The following is a 19337-nucleotide window of genomic DNA, read 5'->3' on the forward strand; positions in this document are numbered from 1 at the left end:
ACCACCACGACGCCATGATCCACTACGGAGCAAGCGAGTGCCGTTGCAGTACTAGGCGACGTCGAACGAGAGCTGGGCGACCTACTGGCCACCGCCCAAGACGTGATCGACGTCGACGAACTGGCCCAGTTCACCGACATCCCCGTCGCTGACCTCACGCACTGGCTCACGGCAACCACCAACCGGAAGACAACTCGCGCCAAGCCGAAACGGCCGGCCTCCGACGTGTCCGGTACGAGGAAACGGCGATCCCCGGCGACGACACCGACAGCCGGCCGTGGAGCCCCATCGCCAAAACTCGTGGTAGGTCAAGCGGGCGCCGCGGTCGCATCATGCACGGCCGACGAATCGGGCACGGCATGACGCACTTATCACGTCAGCAGCCGATACGGCGACCGAGTCCCAGTCGTCGCGTTTGGCGGACGCTGGCCGGCACTTTGCGGTTCGTCGGCCGACTTCTGCGAGGTCTAATCGCCGCAGCCGTGCTGCTCGCGCTCGTCGCGGGATTGCCATGGGCATCATGGCACTACATCGGCTGGCCCTTGCCTGACCACATCCCGACCTGGGCGGAGGTCCAGGGAGTGTTGCTCGGCCCGATGACCACCACGTTCCTGATAGACGTCCTCGCGTGCCTGTGCTGGATCACGTGGGCCGCCTTCACCCTCGACGTGCTGCGTTGCGCGGCGGATGTCGCACTCAATGGCGTCGACGCTGTCCGGTCATTGGACTTGTCCTCTGCAGGCCCGCACGCGTTGGCGGGTGTCCTGATCGGCGCGATCGTGATGTCGGTTTTGGGGAATCGTCCAGCGGCGCCACTGGTGGCCTCACCCGTCACCCTATTCGGTAACGGCACTCAGGTTGTGGCGACCGCCCCAACCTGGCAGAACACTGCGCCCGTCGAAGAGACCGTCCGCACCTTGGCCTTCGCTACTCCGACCGTCAGCGGGGACTCCGACACCGTCAGCACACCTCCGCATCCGGAATCGGTTGTCGTGTTGGCACCTCAAAACGGCGTGCACGACTCGTTGTGGCGGATCGCTGCACGCACCCTCGGCGACGGCGCCCGCTGGCCGGAGATCTTCAACCTCAACAAGGACAAGCCTCAACCAGGCGGCCGTACGCTCACCCGGCCGAGCTTGATCTTCCCCGGCCAGGAACTCTTCCTACCCTCCGACGCGGCCGTGTCGATATCCCCGGCGCAGGCTCCGGCGTATCCCGCCGCCACAGCACCGACCGGTCCTGCACCCACCACCGCACCAACCCCAAGTCACGCTCAGCCCCCTACACCACCAGCGCACGCAGCGCGCACGAACACGCCACCGTCGCCGACGCAGGAACCGAGCTTCAGTTGGGGTCCGGAACTGTTCGTCGGCCTCGGCCTTGTGGCGGCGATCAGCGCAGCATTGGTGGTCGCCCGTCGCCGCTACAACAGCCGATACCGGCCCGGCAGTGGCGACCGCAGCCAATTACCCGTGGCACCGACGGTCTACCAACTGCGCCTGGCGCACCTACGTACCGAACACGACGATGACATTGACCCAGACGAGGACGGCACCGGGTGCCATGAACAGGTCCCGCTGCCTCCCCCTCTCGTGATCGGTGAGCCTGGGAACACGTCCGGCACCGGTCTGACTCCAGGGCTGGGCGTCCGAGACGGACGTGAGATCGCCCTGGACCTTGCGACCGCTCGCGGTCTCGGACTCCTCGGAGCGGGTGCACCGGCGGCGATCCGCGCGTTGCTGGTATCCACCTTGACCGGTACCACCTGCCGTCCGGCAGGAACATTCCCGCCGGACGGGACCATGGTGTTCATCTCAGCCGCTGACCTGGCTGATGTGCTAGGCCGTAGAGCCGCCCAAGCGCAACTTCCTGCAGCATTGCGCGTCGTCGCTGACGTCGGTGTAGCGCTTGATGCGCTGGAGGCAGAGATTTTGGTACGGGCCGCGGCTGACGGCGACCAGGACACGAGTCCGGATGCGTGGCCTCCGCTGGTGCTGGTGACACGTCCGCCGGAGCATCGTCAGCGGTTGCAGGCGATCCTGGACAACGGAGCGCCGTTCGGCATCACCGGGCTCCTGCTCGGTCAGTGGCAGCCCGGCGTGACCGCCTACGTCCGGGAGGACGGCACCGTCTCGGCGACCGGCCCTGGAATCGGCGAGGCACTACGCGGGACCCGGATGTTCCGCCTTGGTAACGACCACACCTCCGAGTTGTTGACTCTGCTGCGGCAAGCCGAAACCCCTGTACCCCAGAAGTCGACTGCGTGCTGGTCGCAGATCGTGCAGGAGCTACCCACCGCAGCATCCGACGACGCTGGCCTAACCACCGACCACGTCCACGCGGAGGTCGCCTCGGACACCGAACTCGAAATTACGGCCGCGCTCCCGCCCCCGGTTTCCCCGGATACCGACCTGGAAATCCTGTCGTCCAGTCACGAACCTCCGCCCGGACCGGAACGCGAAGCCCTTCACCATCCGACGGCCACACCGGGCGGCCCCAGCACCGTTACGGCAGACGAACGACCCACGAAATCCGACGAAGACAGCACATCCATGGCCGAACCGGCAGAAGGTCAAGAAGCCACCGTGGTGCCGGCTGCCGTACCGATCACGATCTCGATCATGGGCGCGCCGCGCGTACTGTGGCACCCAGAACCCAACGCCCCCACCAACGCCGGACTGCCGGAGCGCGACATCACCGATGTCTTGCAGCCCAAGACCATGGAACTGCTGGTGCTTCTGGGGCTACACCCTGACGGCATCACCCGCGATGCCGTCGTGTCGGCGTTGTGGAAGAACGACATGCCGGCCCGCCCGACCAACGCATTGCACACCACTCTCTCCCGGATGCACCATGCAGTTGCCGTTGCTACCGATGGTGCGGTACGCAAAATCGTTTTGACGGGAAGCGGCCGCTATCGGTTTGATCCGGCGATCGTGCGCGTGGATTACTGGCGCTTCGCAAGCGCGGTGGCCGCGCGCCGTGCCGCGACAACCGAAACTGCGCGTACCAACGCCTATCGCGCGGTGATCGACAACTATGGCGGCACCCTTGCCGAGGGCATGTCAGCCCACTGGATTGACCCCGCACGCGAAGCTACCCGCCGCGACGCCGTCGACGCGGTTGCCGCGTTAGCGCGAGCTTTGGTCGAGGACGATCCACAGCAAACGCTCGACCTGCTTGAAATAGCGCGAGCCTTCGATCCGCACAACGAAGCGGTCTACCGCGACATCATGCGACTGCAGGAACGGCTCGGGCAGTCCGACGCCATCACGCGAACGCTGACTCTACTGACCACTCGACTCGCCGAGATCGACGAGACGCCCAGCGAGCACGCCATCGCGCTCGCCACCCGGCTGAGGCAACGCCACCACACGGTTCTGGGCGCACGGCAGCAGGCCGCGGATAACGCTCCGCGAGGACACGCCACAAGCCGACCGTGACAGCCACGACCGACGGCGCGTGTCAGCCGGCATAGCCTGCCCGGTCAGGATGCCCGTTGCTACGGATCACCTGGAATTCATTCTTCCGGATCGTCAGTCCTGGTCGAACTGTCTTCGTCATGAGCGACGTGGCGCCGATAAGCCTGGGCTCGGGCGATGAGGCCCTCATGGCGCCGTGCCCACTCCGCAACCGGTCCGAGCAAGCCCAAGAACTCTTGCATCGGTGGTGTCAGTGAGTAATAGACTTCAACCGGGAAAGTTCGCGAGTCGGATCGAGTTCGCAGCAAAAGACCCTCTCCGGTCATTCTTTTGAGGGTTCGCGCCAACATGCTATCGTGTAGTGGTTTCTGTTTATCCGACCATTCCTCACCATAGGAAAAAGAGTTGATCGTGGAAAGAATGTCAGCTCGCCGCATCTCACCCCGGGCAAGGGTCACCACAATCGCGGGCGCCCACTTGTCGTTGAATAACTGCTTCAGGTCGTAAAGTTGCCGCAGCAACCCCGTGTCCATGGTCATGTGCCCTCCCTGCACACGACTCGACGTTCTCGCCGTGCCGCTTGCTCCATAGCTCGGCCGAGTCCCCCCGGCTTTCCGTCCACCGGTCGCGCGTGCCCGACACGACCGCACAACCACGCTCTGCCTCCCTGCGTCGCAATGATCGCGAGTTCCACGCTACTCCGAACGGCTCAACGTCCACAGAGTATTTCTACTCAAGATCACCCCGCAACATCCCTCAGGCGGTTGATTGACACCAAGATCGCCAACGACCGAGGGCCGCTGCCACCGGGGGTTCAGGTTGGGGATCAGGATGTAGTTCAGGTGGGGGATCACGTTAGACGACCACCCTCTACGCCCAGCGTTCCGGCTGGTCACGGGTTCTGCAAGGGGATCCGTTGGTGTCCCAGACTCGCCTGCCCGCAAGCGGGTGAACACATCGGGGCGGGCTGGCGCTGCGGGCGACCCCTTGCCCTGACCCTGGGTGCTGCTCACCTCTCGACCTTGATCCCACTTATCACCTCCACCATTAATTAATTCATCATGAAAGGCAATTCACTCCATCTCACTTCATTCTCATAGTGCGATATAAAAACCGGCAGATTCACCGATGGTCCATTGTTTTGCAGAAATGGTTATCCGGATGGACGTCGGGGTAGTGGTTCCATAGTCTGCAATGTCCCCCGAAAGGGTACGGAAAACTGGCCATTTTCCGTTGCGAGTCGCTGGTGGCGGAGTCATAATTGAATTGTCACCGGGGAAACCGGAAATCACATCGAATACCGCACCTGGCGCGATCCATGTCCGGTGACAGCAATCCGGTAACCCGTTCCGTGCCACCTGAAAGGACCGCCCGCGATGACCACGCCACCCGCCCCGACCACCGCCCACGATTCCGCTGCCTCGCCCGCGTTGTCGGTGGGCCGGTTGCGTAATGGTGAGTTGCGCGCGATGGTCGCGCGGGCTCTGGCTGATCACGCGGGGTGGGATTTCACGCCGCGCGCGATCGCGCAGTTTTTGGGCCGGTCCTCCGGCGCGGTCGCGAATGCGTTGAAGGTGCTGGCCGAGCGGGGTGAGGCGGAAGTCTTCTCCACGATGCCGTTGAAATACCGGGCCACCCCGACCACGTCATCGGCGGCCGCAGCCACCATCACGCCCGGGCGAGCCCCCTCGGCACCCCGAACCCGCCGACCCCGCACGACCACCAGCACGCCAACGGTGGTCGGTCTGTCGACCCCGGCGGCGTCGGTGGTAGTGACCGGGCCGGTACCGCGCCCGAACGGCACGGACTATCACCCGCGCCTGTTGTCCGGCATCCCAGATGTGACCGCGTTGCGGAAGTTGCGTGAGGCGGGGGTGGCCGCGCTCATGTACGGGCCGCCTGGCACGGGAAAGACGAGCGTGGTGGAGGCGGCGTTCCCGGATTTGCTGACCGTGCAGGGTGATGGGGACACGACGGTCGCGGATCTGGTGGGTGAGTACACCCAGACCGGCGATGGGCGGTATGTGTTCATCCACGGGCCGTTGGTGCGCGCCATGCGTGAGGGCCGCACGTTGTTCATCGATGACGCGACGCTGATTCCGCCGACCGTGCTCGCCGTGGTGTATCCGGCGATGGACGGGCGGCGCCAAATCGTGGTGAAGGCCAACGGTGGCGAGATCGTGGACGCCGCGCCCGGGTTTTATGTGGTGGCGGGGCACAACCCCGGGGTGCATGGCGCGGTCCTCACCGATGCCCTGTCGTCCCGTTTCGCCGCACAAATCCACGTGTCCACCGACTACGACCTCGCCACCCAGTTGGACATCGACAAGCGGGCGGTGAAGATCGCCCGGAATCTGGCCACCCGCCACGAAAAGGGCGAGGTCGGGTGGGCGCCGCAACTGCGGGAACTGCTGGCGTTCCAGAAAATCGCCGAGGTCCTCGGCGCAGACGCGGCCGCCGGAAACCTGATCGGCACCGCCCCCGAAGACGACCGGCCCACCGTCGCCGCTGTGGTGCGTCAGGTGTTCGGCAAAGAACTCGCACCCCTGGCCCTGGGCACCCGCATCTAACACCCATCACCCGCAACGAATCCACCACCCGAACTGTCCAGAAAGGACACACGAACCATGGGAACGCATCTGACCACCGACCCGACCGCCACCGGTACCGCTGTGCTGCCCTCCCGCCCGGAATGGCTGGCCCTGTCGGCCGCCCTGGGGGAGGAGGTGCCGGTGATCGCCGACCGCGACGACCTGGTCGTCACCATCGCCCCGGGCGCCGGGGGTGGTGCCCCGGCGTGTTTCTACCCCGCCCGCGCGCTGATCGAGGTCGACGGCAACCACCTCAAAGTCGACCCCGCGACCGTGGCGCCGGAAGTGATCAGCGACCGGGCCCGCTACGCCGCGACCTGGGGCGCGCTCACCCACGAATGCGGCCACGCCAAACACACCACCTGGCAACCCCCACCCGACGCCCCGCCCGGCATCGTGGCCGCCGCCCTGCTGCTGGAAGAACCCCGCATGGAAGCGGCCCAGGTCGCGCGCCGCCCGGATGACCGGCACTGGCTCCGCGCCTGCGCCCGCGACATCGTCGCCGCCGACCTGCACCTGTTCACCGACCCCACCCACGCACCCCGGTTGACCCGCCCCGACGCCGCCCACACCGCCGCCCTCCTGCTGGGACGCGCCGACGCCGGGATCCTCACCCACACCGAGGTCGCCCCCGTGGCGCGGGTGGTCGAGGACGTGCTCGGCACCGACACCCTGAACCAGCTTCGCGCGGTGTGGCGTGCGGCGTTGGGCACGGCCGACCATGACGGTGACGCGATGCTGGAGCTTGGGCGGCAATGGTGCGAGATCGTCGGCACCGACCCTCACAACCCGCCCGCCGCCCCGGGCACCTCGCCCGACGGGACAGCCGGGGACCCGGGCGAGCCCGGTGCACCGTCGCCGTTGGCGGGTGCGATCGAGGCGGTGCTGACCGACGTGGCCGCCAACGTCGCCCACGAAACAGCACCCGAAGACCCCGCCACCCGCGCCGCCGCCGCACACGCCGACGACACCACCGCACGCGAAACCGCGCGGCGCGCCTCCCGCCGCGTGTTCACCTCAGCCGGTAGCCGGACCGGCAAAACAGCGCTCGCAGGCACCCGCCCGCCCACGCCCCAGGAACGCACCGCGGCCCGGGTTTTGGGGCGCGCGCTGGACACCGCCGGGATCCGTGACCGGGTGGCGGTGAAATCCACCTCGGTGGTGCCGCCGGGACGGTTGCGGATGCGGGGTGCGCTCGCTGCCGACGCGCAACGCGCCGCCGGAGCTATTCCGACCGCCGAGCCGTTCACCCGTACGACTCGTAGGCCGGTGCCGTGTCCGCCGTTGCGGTTGGGGGTCGCCTGCGATGTGTCCGGCAGCATGAAATGGGCCCGCGACCACGTCGCCTCGACCGCGTGGATCCTGGCCCACGCCGCCCACCACACGCGGGTGCCCGCCCAGACGGCAAGCGTGATCTTCGGCAACCACGTCCGCCCCCTGACCCACCCCGGCGCCACCCCGGGGCAGGTGACCGAGTTCGCGTGCAACGACAACTACGAAGACATCCCCACCGCCCTCGACGCCCTCGACGGCGCCCTCGGCTTGTCCACCCCGGGGGCCGCGCGGTTGCTGGTCATCGTGTCCGACGGCGAATACCGCGACCGGCCCCGCCGCGAAGGGCAACACCGCCTCAACCGGTTGCGCGCCACCGGCTGCGGCGTGCTGTGGCTCATCACCCACCCCGCCGACGCGCCGCTCGACGGCGCCACCGTCCACCACCTCACCGACCCCGCCGCCACCGCCCGCACCATCGGCCGCGCCGCCACCACCGCCCTGCGCACCACCCACTAACCCGGTGCGGGAACGGCACCCCAGGCCGTTCCCGCACCACCCCATCCCGAACACCCGAACGCCCGAACGCCCGAACAGGGAGGACACCATGCACCACAACGACATCACCACCGTGGGCGAACTGCTCACAGCCCTTCAGCGGTACGAACCCGACCTTCCCCTCCGCTGCGCCACCCAGCCCGGCCACCCCATGGTGTACGCCCTCGCCGATGTCGTAGCCGCACCGCATCACGAGGGCGACGCCTCGCCGGTGGTGTGGCTGGGCATCGGCGAACAAACCGGCTACCTCCCCGCCCCCGCCGCCGAAGCCCTGGGGTGGGCGCGGTGACCGAACCCACCTCACCCGACCGCGCCACCGACACCACCAGCGATTCGAGGAGACCCGCTGTGACTGCTGTGATCACTACTCGAGACGAGACCGCCAGCCTGACCGCGACCGCCTACCACTACACCCGCATCGTGGAGATCGCCGGACACACCCTGCGGGCTCACGTCGAGCGCGGCCGTTTCGACCACAGCATCGCCGTGGTCGACGTGCTCAACGACCACCTCACCTGGACCCCCCTGATCGCCGACGCCGCCAGCAACTGGTGGTACTCCACCCACGCCCCGCACGCCACCACCGACCCCGTCGCGGTCCTCAGCCCGATCGCCGACCGGCTCCTGCACCGCGCCGCCGACATCCTCACCGCCCCACCAGCCACACTCACAACGTCCACACCGGGCCTGTCGCCTCGAGTCCGCGACGCCGTCAGCGCCCTGCTGGCCGTCACCTACAGCTACGACGGGGAACGCCGCATCGACCCCGACGACATCGCCTGGGCACAGACGCACGGCGGCGCGCTGCACATTCTCGAGCACCACGACGGCAGCGTCACTTTCACCAAACAACACCGCGACGCTTGCCCGTTCATCACCAGCACCGGCGCCCAGGAATGCGACGCCGAGTGCGACTTCGTCCACCCCGCCAACGCGAAACTCGGGTAAACGCCGCGAACCGGCGAGGTCCGCCTCGGACACTGGCGCGATGCCGTCCGGCTTACCCCACCCCGATCCCGGGTCCAGCCGACGCTGGACCCGGGATCGACACGCCATCGGCACCGTGGCGAACCTGCGCCAGAGCCAGCCGACGATGGACGGCCGCCCTACTGTGACGGGATGGCCGGCCGCGGTTCCGGCGCGCCGCCGCGGGGCTCGGCATCCTGAGACCGATCGAGTTGTCCCTTTCACGCGCTATCGCGGGTGGCTCGCCGCCACTGGGGATAGCGTGGCGAGGACCGTTCCGGCATGACCAGCAAATGTGTCACGTTCGTGTCGTCGGGTTCCTCGGCGCGTAGTGCGGCAGCTACCGCGTCCGGTGCCTCGATCAGCCGCTCATGGAAAATCCCGTCCTCCACAAGCAATACCCGATACCGCCCCGGCTCGGCGCCAGCGGGCGGTTCACCAGAAATAGTCACGCCCGGACCGTAGCCGTGCCTGGCAATGAACCACCCGGCAAGGCGCGCTCAGCCGCACCACAACGCCGCCGCGCGCCATCCAGTGCAAACGGCACCACCGCGCAAGGACCGGCCCGCCACAGCAGATGGCGGTCGACACCGCGCCCACCGCCTGCCGGGTGCCCAGGGGCCGGGACTTCTCGCCGGGTGAGACGTGAAATGGTTGTTCCCCAACGGGTTCACCGTTGGGGAACAACCAATTTCGGGCCGTCGGGTTAGGTCAGTGCGCGGGTTCGGTGGGAGCGAGTGCGTAGCGCCGTGGCGCGTCCTGGGTTTTCACGGCGGTGCCCGCCGCCACGAGCTTGTCCAGTGCGTTGCTGACCGCTCCCGAGGATTTCCCTCCCAGCGACCGGGCGATGGTGACCGGGCCGAATTCCTCGCCGGGATGATCACGCAGATAGTCCTCGACCATTCCCCGCAACGCACCCGGCAAAAGCCGCTGAACGCGTCCACCATCGCGCCCGTGCGTTCCCACATCGGCCGTGCTCGCGCTACTCGCTCCGGCGCTACCGGCCTCGGGGTCGGCGAACAGGTCGGCCGCGCCGGGGACTGTGGCCTCAGCCGGATCCACGGCTTCGCTGCCGACGGTGTCTTCTTCACCGTCGCCGCCCTCCGGTTCTGCTGGCAAGGTCGTGTCCTCGGTCGTCGGTATGGCGTCCTCGGTGCTGGTCACGGTGGCCTCACCCGGGGCCGGAGTTGCCTCCTGCGCTGGATCCATTGGGACGGTCTCGACCGGACTCGGCTCCGGCGGTACCTCAGTCTCGGTATCGGTTGCGGTGTCGGCACTGTCGGTCGCGGGGTCGATGTCGGCGATTGACCACAGGTCAGGGGCGCGGCGGCCTCCTGCCGCGATTCCGGATGTGCGGGCGACACTGCCGTCGGCCGCCCACCGGACGAGAATCTTCTGGGCGGTGGACTTGCCGATCTTCGCCGCGGCGGACAGTTCCGCGGTAGTGGCGTTGGGGTGGGCATGCAGTGTCTCCCACAGCTTGTCTTCGGCCGTCGTGCGGAACGCGACGACATTGGCCTGCTCGCCGGCCTGGTGGTCAACCGGCCGGAGCGTGCGGGTGGGTTTGCGTGTGCGGGGTGTGCGGGTCTTGCTGGGCATGACTCCTCCATTCGCGGTCTCGTCTCTGCGGGTGGTCATGCCCCGGCCGGGGCAACGTGTGGCCACCGGTGCGCTGCCGGTCCGTCGGGCCACATCACTATGGACGCTTCCTTCGCCCACGAAGTCAAGCTGAATCAGCAAAGAAGACGTCCGTCTCGTGTGGACAGTCGCCGCAACGCGGGATAGGTGGCGAAACCCGGCAGGATCGGCGAAACGCCGAGAAGGCGTTCTTGACATCAGCCCATTGATCGAGCGTTGATGGAACCCCGCAGACACACATCAAGGGGAGGATTCCATGCCGGGCATGAGCGCCTGCCGCCGCAACCGTGGCGCGTTCAACGTGGACGGCGACCACTTCGACGACGGGTATTACCGTGCCTACGGATTCAAGCGCGGTTATGGCCGCGCTCACAACGGCACGGCCGCAGGACGAATCCGGCGTCGACTTATCCGCCGCCGCGAGAACACCCTCTGGCGCCGTGACGCCACATACTCATAACGGCTACCCGTTCCCCTGCGGCCTATCGGCCGGTGACGTGGACGACCGCTGGCCGCACGTGGTTACCGTTATGCCGCAACGGTACTGGGCCGGGTAGCGCCGGCGAAGTCGTCTCCCCGGTATCGGTAGGGTTCAGTCTTCACAGCTTGTCCTTCGTCTGGCGCGTCGATCATCATGCCTGCGCCGAGGTAGAGGCCGACGTGGTGGACATGTGCTGGCGTTCCGTAGAAGACGAGGTCCCCGGGTAGCAGCGGTTGACCGTCGGGTACGCGGGGTCCTGCATGGAATTGGGCGTCGGCGGTGCGGGGCAAGGTGATTCCGGCGGCCCGGTAGGCGGCTGCGGTGAGTCCGGAGCAGTCGAACCCGCCGTCTTGGGGCCCGTTGCCACCCCACAAGTAGGGAAGTCCCCGCTGCCCACACGCATAATTGATGGCCACGAGCGCGGCCGGGTTGGGCGCCTGGATCGCAGTGCAGTCACCGTCACCGGCCTCGCTCGTGGTGCAGCGGGCGCCCTCGACGGCGGCGAGGAGGTCGAGCGCGGCCTGTTGGTGCGGGCCGTAAGCGTCGGGGGTGGCGGAGGCTTGGACGGCTTGGGCCGCGTCATTGACGGTCAGTTGCTGCCAGCCGGGGATGGCGAGCAGGTGGCGGTAGAACTGAGTGGCGGCATAGGCGGGATTCATGATCTGGGCCGGGGTTCCCCAGCCTTGGGACGGTCGTTGCTGGAACAAGCCCAGGCTGTCACGGTCCCCGTGATCAAGGTTGATCAGGCCGGACTCTTGGATCGCCGCGACCAGCGCCACGATCTGGCCGTGGCGGGGGACGTGCATCTGGTGTCCGACCGCGACGATGACGGCCGCATTGGCCACCTGGACCCGATCGAAGCCCGTCACCGCAGCAAGAGAGGTGTTTCCCTCAACGGTGCAGCCGGGGCCGCTGCTGCCAAAGACCGCGGAGATCATTCCGGAAACCCCGGCAGCGATCAGTACGGGAATCAACAGGAGCGCCCCCGCCACCATGAAGCCGACCTTGGTCATCACTGCGGACTCACCGCCGTCCTGCGTCCGGACCACGCAAGGCGGCCGGTGGCAGCGGCGCCGGCGCCGGACCCAACAGGGGTCGCGGAGAGTCCAGCGCGAGCACGGGGCCTCCGCCCGACGCGCTGTCCGTGCTCGGTGCAGGAAGGTGCGGCCAGAGTTCAGGTAACCGATGGAGTTCCCGCCGGGGATTGACCTGGCCCGAGTGGTGGTCCAGAGGCAACCAGACGGCGCCGGCAGGACTCGGATGCGGCGCCTGGGGATTGAGCAGTTCGGCAGTGGCGGTGGCGACCGGCACCGACTGGGGGTTGTCGAGCTGGTGCCAGGCTTGGTGCAGGAGCCGGCGGGCGGTGGCCTCGCGGCGTGAGGTCTGCAACCAGACCAGAACCGGGGTGCTGATACCGGTTGCTTCGGCCAGGGCGCTATAGCCGGTGAGTTTCGCGGCGAGGGTGGTGAGGGGTTCGGTGCCGAAATCGTATTCGAGGAAGAACTCGATCTCGCTGCCCTCGGCGGTCCAGCGGCCATAGGCGTCGGGTTTGATCAGGTCGCCGAAGTGGCGGGCGCAGCGGGTTTCCGACCACCACGCACACAGGGCCCTGTTTCGGGTGGGGTCGGTGGTGGCGAGGGCGGTGAACCAGTCGGCGACTCCGACGGTGTGCGCGAGGCGCAGGGAGTGCGCGATGCCGAAGGCGCGGTGGTGACGGTAGCCGAGATCTTTGACCTCCACCCCCTCCTCGGCTGCCAGGATGGTGGCGCCGGCGGGGGCGAGCACGTAGTGCATGGGTGCGGTGCCGACCGAGACGAACGGCTGGAATCGGTCGACCACTCCCCATAGGTAGAGCTCGCGGAGGCGTTGGCGTCCGCTGCGGAAGGACGGGAACGCGAGGGCGGTGATCTGGTGGGCGGTGAGCACGCGGTGTTCGTGCAGCATCCGGATGATCCACCGGTCCCGTGCGGTCAGCCGTTGCGCAAGCGTTGCTTGATGCTCGGCGGTGTTGGCCATGCGCGGAGTCGGGCGGAGAGCTTTGTGCCCTCGCAACTCGCGCTGCTTGGTCGGGTTGGTAATCATGGCCAGGAACCTTTCGCCAGTGGGTTGTGTGCGGTAACGGTTTTTCGTTGTGCGTGCAGGTGGTCCGCGGTGTCAGGACCGGCGGCGTGGGTCGGCGGTGCGTGGACGGGCGCCGACCGTGCTGCTGCGAGCGGTGGGCGATGTGGCCGCGGCGGGTCGTTGGCCAGGCTGGGTGGTGGATCGCGGTGCGGGCTCGGCGCCAGCCGCGCTGGTCCGCCGTGTGGTCTGGAGGGTGCGGCGGGCGAGGGCCCGGATTTCCCGTGCCCGGCCGGGAGTGGCGCGGGGCAGCGGCTGGGTGCGCAGGGTGAAGGGCTGGGCCTGTTCGCCGTGGAGGACCAGGCGGGCGGCGGCGTGGTAGACGCCGAGGTGGGCGAGGTCGTGATCGGACAGCCGCGGCGTGGTGTGACGCGATAGCTCGCGGGCGTCTTCCGGGGAGGCGTTGAAGAAGATCTTGTTGCGGGCGTTAGTGGAGATCCCTTCCCGTAACTCGCGCGGGAGTTGGCCGAGGTGCTGGTGGGCCAGGGTCATCGCGACCCGGAAACCCCGCGCCTCGGCCAACATGTCCTCGATGGGGTAGGGCAGGTTGAGGAAGTTGTGACACTCGTCGATCACCAGGGAGGCGTCCCGGCGTTGGCGTTGCGGGGTGCGGGCGCGGCTGGTGGTGGCCTGCCAGGTACGGGCGACGACGAGGGATCCGACCAGGCGGGTGATTTCCTCACCGAGGCTGCCTTTCGGGATCCGCACGAGGCAGATCCCGCCGTCAAGCACACCGGTCATGTCCACTGTGGAGTGTCCGGCGGCGATGGCGTCCCGCACGAACGGCCGGAGCAGGAAGGCACGGAGTTTGTTCATCAGGGGCGAGATGACCTGGCTGCGGGCGGAGTCGGTCAATTCCTCGTACCAGGACCAGAATCCGCGCAGGACCGGGTCGGAGATCCCAGCGGTGACCCGTGACCGGAACGCCGGGTCGGCGAGCAATTTGGGCAGGTCGGCGAGGGTGGCGACCTTTTCCTGGGTGCGCAGGGTAAGGCAGGCGGCCCGCATCACATCATCAGTCCGCGGCCCCCAAAACGCCGAGTAGACCCGACGGAAGACGGACACGAGGTTGTCCACGGTCAGGTCGGTTTCCCCACCATCCAACGGGTTGAGGCACGGGGGCCGGGTCTTGCTGTCGGCGTCGAAGAGCACGACCCGGTCCCCGGCCGAGCGTGGGAGGCGGGAGAGGACGTCGGTGACGAGGTCGCCTTTGGGGTCGATCAGCACGATCCCCCGCCCGGCTTCGGCGTCGGCCAGGATCATGCGGCCCAGCAGAGTGGATTTGCCCGAGCCGGTCGCGCCGATGACGTGCAGGTGGTGACGCGCATCGGGCACGCGCAGTGCGACCGGGCGCTCGTGGCCGGTGTCGGTAACCCCGATCGGCTTCGGGGCAGGGCCGGGGGTGGTGATGCCGGGTGGTGGGGCGATCGCGCGGGCTCCGGCGCGCTGGACGCCGGGGATCGCGTCGTCGGTGGGCAGGTGCGCGATCGCGGCCAGCTCGGCCACCGAGAGCAGGTCACCTTTCCCAAGGCGTCGCTCGGTAAGGACGGCGCCGGGGTGGCGCAGCCGGTGGCGGGTGTAGTGGTTGTGCTCGGTGTAGGAGGCGAAGCTGGCGGCGACGGCGTGGGCCCGGCCGCGGGCGACCTGCCGTGCCACGCGTACCTGGGTCTCGTCAGCGCTGGTGGGGAGCAGGGTGGCGACGGCGTACCGGATCACCGTCTCGTACTGCGAGCCACGCTGCTTGGCCACGATCGCCCGGTTCTGCGCGGCGTAGGCCAGCGAGATCTGGGGATCGCTGTGCACCGCCCCCGATGTCGTGCGACCCCTAACCGAGCGTCCAGTCTTCATGCCGGGGGTGACGAGGTCGAGTAGTCGTCCGGCGATGCGGGTGGAGCCGCCGGTGTGGACCCGTCGGGCGGCGTGGCGTGCGCGGGCGACGCGGCGGCCGGTGACCGGGCGGGCCAGGATCTGCACGCAGGCGTACTCGTCCCGGCCGAGCCCGACCGGGGCGCCGATCAGGGCGCGGAGCGGATCGGCGTCGAAGTCGCTGCGGATCGGTAAGGCTTCGTGGCGGGCGAGGCGGAGTTCCCCGCCGATCACCAACCGCCGCTGCCCCTCGCCCGGCCGGGGCAGCGGCGGCTCAGCGGGACTGGACACGCGGGTATGGGCGCCGGGCCAGGCGGCCTCGATCGCCCGTTCCACCAAGCCCGGCGGGATCACGCCGGGCACCCACAGCCGGATCGCGACCCCAGCCTCGGAGAACACGTACTCGCACGCCACGTGCGGCTGCCCGGTCAGCCACCGCCGCCACGCCGGCCGCAACAGCCCAACAAGGTTGGACCACAACGCCGCCCCACCCGCCGGATCCACGACCGGCGGCGCAAGCACAGTGACCTGGCGGGCGTCGTCGACCAGCCGGGCGTGACAGCGGCGCACCCACCAGCGCCGACCGAACACGAACCCCGTGACACCGACCACGAGCAGGGGTGCCGCGATCGGCCCCCACACGACCGCCACGTCCCGCAGAGCGCCCAGCAGCGCGAGCAACGCGCCACCCGGATCGCGAAGATATTCACCGAGCCACCCGTCCGTCACCCCGGCCGACGCGGCACCAGCGACGAGCGGAGCGGACGAGCCGGCGGGAACGAGAGCAGCCGGCATCCAGGTACGCATGACGGATCCCTTCCACGAAAACAGGGAAAACTCAGGCAGAAATGGGTCGCGCGGGCGTTAACCGGCGTCGAGGTCGATCTGGTCGTCGGAACCGAAAAGACCGGACTCCCCCGTATCAGCCACGTCATCGTGTCCCTCGGCGGGATCGCTATCCCAGCCCAGATCGACATAGGATGGCTCAAAATTGACGGAGCTGTCGGTTTCTCCGTGTACCGCGTATTCGGCGAGTTCCGCCGGATTACTTACCGGAACTTCCCGACGTTCGTTTGGTCTGATCGTTCGTTTTGGATTCTTTGCCCCTGGCCAGGTTGTGTTCACTCGATCGCGTGGACTGTCCGACACTCCGTCAGGATTTCCGACGTGTTGCCGCTGTTTGTGAGGCATTGTCGTTTCCGATCAACTCGGGACATGTTCGGGAGGTAGGGGTGGCGTTGGCGGTGGTGCGGTCGCTGGACGCGCCGCGGAAGCTGAGCACGACGCAGGAGTTGGAGGAGTTCGAGCAGGAGCTTGTGGATCAGTACTTGCTCGCTTCGATGGGTGCGGGTGTCTGCGATGGCACGCTGAACGGCGATCGGTCGGTGGTCTTCGAGTTCATCCAGTTCCTTGGGCGTCCTGTGTGGACAGCGCAACCGGCTGATGCGGACCGGTTTCTGGTGTATCAGCGCAAGGATCTGGGGCGGGCTCGGTTGACGGTGCAGCGCAAGGCGTGGGCTATTGGGCATTTCTTCGACTTCCTGATCGGTCGCTATCAAGGTGATATTCATGCGCTGACGGGATGTGTGGTCACGCAGCCGATCGATGAGCACAACCGGCCGGCCAAGGCCGACTACGGGACACCGCGGGTTCCGCCGTCTGATGAGGAGGTCGGGCACTTGTTCGGCCAGTGGCGGGACTCGCTGGAGCGAGCCCGGAAGTTCCGGACCGCCGCACGGGATTATTTGGCGGCCTCGCTGTGGCGCCGGGCCGGGTTGCGGATTCAGGAGACCTACATGCTCGACATGCGGGACTGGCGCCGCGATCTGGGTGAGTACGGCAAGTTGCACGTCCGGTTCGGCAAAGGAAGCCGGGGCCGGGGGCCCAAGACACGGCTGGTGCCGGCGATCAACTCGGTGGCCGAATTGCTGGATTGGTGGCTGGTGGAGGTGCGCCACCAGTTCGGCGACGACTGGGAAAACCCGGACGCGCCGCTGCTGCCCAGCGAACGGCAGGACCCGCATACCGGGTTTTGCGGGCGGGCGGGTGACCAGACGTTGCGGGACGGGCTGGCGGAGGCGACCCAGCGGTGGCTGCCCGGCTGGGTAAGCCGGCTGACACCGCATACCTTGCGGCACTATTGCGCTTCGTCGCTGTATGCCCGTGGCATGGATCTTAAGGCTATACAAGAGGTTTTGGGCCATTCGTGGCTGTCGACCACGACCGCGTACATCCATGTCCAGTCCGAACACGTCGAGCATGCCTGGGCGGTGGCCAATGACCGCATCGCTGCCCGGCTGATCGGCTTGGAAGGGTGATCCGATGCGCTGGAACCTGAGGATGAAGGCCGCCGAGGCGGGGATCTGGAAGTCCACGGAGATGCGCCACCGTCTGGCCGAGGCCGGGCTGGAGATCAGCGCGGGCAAGATGTCGAATCTGTGGATCGGTAATCCGACCACGATCCGGCTGGACGATCTCGACGTGATTTGCGTGGTGCTGGACTGCGCGCCGACCGACTTGCTGATCTGTGAGCCGGACAAGGTCGCCGCCCGCCGGCCACGCAAAGCCGACACCGGCACGGTCGGGCCGATCGTCCCCCGGCTGGGGCGGCATCGATCGGTGCCACCGGCATGACCGGGCGTCCGCGTCGCTGCCAGGTGTGCGGGGTGCGCCCGCCGGCGATGCGGGAGGTTGCGTACTGCTTCGACTGCTGGCCCGGCGGTCCGGTGACCTCGCCGCCTTGCCGGAAATGCGGCTCGACCAATGACTATTACACCTCGGGACTGTGTGCTCGATGCCACAGCCACGCCCCCGGCGAGAAATCGCCTCTGTGGCAGTCGCCGGGCGTGCTCGCGCGGGGCACGGTGGTGGTGGATTCCTGCCCCGACTGCCACGCCTGGGGCGTGACCCGCACCTACGGGTGGCTGTGCTCGGGTTGCAAATCCTGGAGGGAAACCCACCACCAGGTCGCCGAATGCCGCACCTGCAGGCAGAACGTCGCCCTCGGCGAGGACGGGTCGTGCCGGTTGTGCCGCAAGACGCGGAGTCTGCTCGCCCAGCAACTCGGCAAGCGGCCCAGCAGCATCAGCCCGGCCGAGGCCAATCGGTTGGGGCAGCAACTGTTCTTCGCCGGCATGTGGCATCCCACCGGGCAGGGCCGCCACCCTTACGTCAAGAAAACGATCCCGCCAGACCTGTCGCTGCTGCACCCGGTCTCCCACGAACAGTTGGTGCTGCTCGAGCTGCCCCGCGACCTGAAAACCGGGCTCCGTAAAGGTTTCCCGCCACCGCCGGATCCGGCGCGGGAGGCTGCATGGCACCGGTTCGTGCGGGACCACGCCGCCGCGCACGGCTGGGGCATCAACGTCACCGAACGCGCCCAGCGCGTGATCAGGATGCTGCTGGGCATGCAAGACACGCCGGGCGCGGCGATCCGGGCCAGCGAGGTCCTGCCCATGTCGGGCATCCGCCACCCCGTGCGCCCGGTGCTCGACGTGCTCGCCGCAGCGGGCATGCTCGCCGACGACCGGGTACCACCCGCCGTCCGCTGGTTCCACCTGCAGATCGCCGGGCTGCCCGCCGACATGCGCCACGAACTCGAAGTGTGGTTCGACATCGCCCGCAACGGCAGCAGCACCCCGCCGCGGTCTCGGCCCCGCTCGGACAGCACCGTGCGTTCGCACCTGAGTTATGCGCTGCCCATCATGCGTTCCTGGGCCCGCAGCCACTCCTCCCTGCGTGAGGTTGGCCGCGACGACGTGCTCGCCGCTCTGCCACCCAGCGGAGGCCCCCGCGCCACCGCCCTGCAAGGGCTGCGGTCGATCTTCCGGATTCTCAAGGGACGCAAGCTCATTTTCATCAACCCGACCGCACGCATCAGCGTGCCCAAGCCCGACCAACCCGTACCCGCACCCATCGATCTCTCGGCGCTGAAGGAAGCACTCAACTCCGACGACCCCACCCGCGCCGTGCTGGCTGCCCTGCTGGCCTTCCACGCCATCCAGGTCTGGCAACTGCTCGCACTGCAGGTCACCGACGTGCGCGACGGCCGACTCCACCTGCCCGACCGGATCGTGCCCCTCGCCGAGCCCGTCCGGGCACGCGTCTCGGCCTACCTCGACTACCGGCAGCAGAATTGGCCCAACACCGCCAACCCACACCTGTTCATCCACTACCGCAACGCCAACACCACCACACCCGCCACCCCGTGGTGGATCCGCAAACGCCTCGGCATGATCGCGCAAGCCATCCGCCAGGACCGCATCCTCGACGAAGCCCACGCCACCGGCGGCGACATCCGCCAACTCTGCGAACTGTTCGGCCTGTCCATCGCCGGCGCCTACCGCTACACCAGCAGCGTCGACCACCCCGCAATCGCCGAATACGAACAATCCACAAAGGAGTGACAGATCCACAGTTCCCGAA

At 67.8% G+C, this 19337-nt stretch carries 14 protein-coding genes; 8 read left to right on the forward strand and 6 right to left on the reverse strand.

Translation table 11 applies throughout. The features are described from left to right. The first annotated feature begins 482 nt into the window (after positions 1–482). Entirely contained in the window at positions 483–3443 is a 2961-nt protein-coding gene (locus ACFSXZ_RS28955; RefSeq protein ID WP_378268399.1) for a BTAD domain-containing putative transcriptional regulator, read from the forward strand. Positions 3444–3520: 77 nt separating this feature from the next. Here the strand turns inward: ACFSXZ_RS28955 and ACFSXZ_RS28960 are convergent, their stop codons facing one another. Continuing rightward, positions 3521–3961 (reverse strand): winged helix-turn-helix transcriptional regulator, encoded by a 441-nt coding sequence (locus ACFSXZ_RS28960; protein WP_378268400.1) that lies wholly within the window; start codon positions 3959–3961, stop codon positions 3521–3523. A gap of 837 nt (positions 3962–4798) precedes the next feature. Between ACFSXZ_RS28960 and ACFSXZ_RS28965 the strand changes: the two genes are divergently transcribed. The 4 genes from ACFSXZ_RS28965 (at position 4799) to ACFSXZ_RS28980 (ending at position 8791) form a co-directional block, all read left to right on the forward strand. Next, a complete protein-coding gene (locus ACFSXZ_RS28965) occupies positions 4799–5992 on the forward strand; it encodes an AAA family ATPase (protein WP_378268401.1) in 1194 nt (397 codons plus the stop codon). Positions 5993–6049: 57 nt separating this feature from the next. Then, a complete protein-coding gene (locus tag ACFSXZ_RS28970) occupies positions 6050–7804 on the forward strand; it encodes a hypothetical protein (protein ID WP_378268402.1) in 1755 nt (584 codons plus the stop codon). A gap of 88 nt (positions 7805–7892) precedes the next feature. Then, the gene (locus tag ACFSXZ_RS28975; protein ID WP_378268403.1) at positions 7893–8132 is read left to right on the forward strand and encodes a hypothetical protein; all 240 of its coding nucleotides are present in this window, start codon (positions 7893–7895) and stop codon (positions 8130–8132) included. A gap of 59 nt (positions 8133–8191) precedes the next feature. Next, entirely contained in the window at positions 8192–8791 is a 600-nt protein-coding gene (locus ACFSXZ_RS28980) for a hypothetical protein (RefSeq protein WP_378268404.1), read from the forward strand. 239 nt (positions 8792–9030) lie between these two features. Here ACFSXZ_RS28980 and ACFSXZ_RS28985 read toward each other — a convergent pair whose 3' ends face one another. The 5 genes from ACFSXZ_RS28985 to ACFSXZ_RS29005 form a co-directional block, all read right to left on the reverse strand. Then, positions 9031–9261, reverse strand: coding sequence for a hypothetical protein (locus tag ACFSXZ_RS28985; RefSeq protein ID WP_378268405.1), 231 nt, complete (start codon positions 9259–9261; stop codon positions 9031–9033). Positions 9262–9520: 259 nt separating this feature from the next. Then, positions 9521–10408: a MarR family transcriptional regulator gene (locus tag ACFSXZ_RS28990; protein ID WP_378268406.1), complete on the reverse strand. Its 888-nt coding sequence runs from the start codon at positions 10406–10408 to the stop codon at positions 9521–9523. 567 nt (positions 10409–10975) lie between these two features. Beyond that, positions 10976–11941, reverse strand: a complete 966-nt coding sequence (locus ACFSXZ_RS28995) for a C40 family peptidase (protein WP_378268407.1) — start codon at positions 11939–11941, stop codon at positions 10976–10978. Between the two features lie 10 nt (positions 11942–11951). Continuing rightward, positions 11952–13010: a replication-relaxation family protein gene (locus ACFSXZ_RS29000; RefSeq protein WP_378268408.1), complete on the reverse strand. Its 1059-nt coding sequence runs from the start codon at positions 13008–13010 to the stop codon at positions 11952–11954. Positions 13011–13082: 72 nt separating this feature from the next. Beyond that, complete coding sequence (locus ACFSXZ_RS29005) at positions 13083–15719, reverse strand: type IV secretory system conjugative DNA transfer family protein (RefSeq protein ID WP_378268409.1); 2637 nt, start codon at positions 15717–15719, stop codon at positions 13083–13085. 425 nt (positions 15720–16144) lie between these two features. Here ACFSXZ_RS29005 and ACFSXZ_RS29010 point away from each other — a divergent pair, with 425 nt between their 5' ends. Genes ACFSXZ_RS29010 through ACFSXZ_RS29020 form a run of 3 tightly spaced genes read left to right on the forward strand, consistent with a single transcriptional unit; the run spans position 16145 to position 19318 of the window. Then, entirely contained in the window at positions 16145–17230 is a 1086-nt protein-coding gene (locus ACFSXZ_RS29010) for a tyrosine-type recombinase/integrase (RefSeq protein WP_378268410.1), read from the forward strand. Positions 17231–17234: 4 nt separating this feature from the next. Beyond that, entirely contained in the window at positions 17235–17546 is a 312-nt protein-coding gene (locus ACFSXZ_RS29015; protein WP_378268411.1) for a helix-turn-helix domain-containing protein, read from the forward strand. A gap of 47 nt (positions 17547–17593) precedes the next feature. Further along, entirely contained in the window at positions 17594–19318 is a 1725-nt protein-coding gene (locus ACFSXZ_RS29020) for a hypothetical protein (RefSeq protein WP_378268412.1), read from the forward strand. Positions 19319–19337 lie beyond the last annotated feature (19 nt).

The sequence above is a fragment of the Amycolatopsis pigmentata genome (assembly GCF_042684065.1).
In the GTDB taxonomy this organism is placed as follows: domain Bacteria; phylum Actinomycetota; class Actinomycetes; order Mycobacteriales; family Pseudonocardiaceae; genus Amycolatopsis_E; species Amycolatopsis_E pigmentata.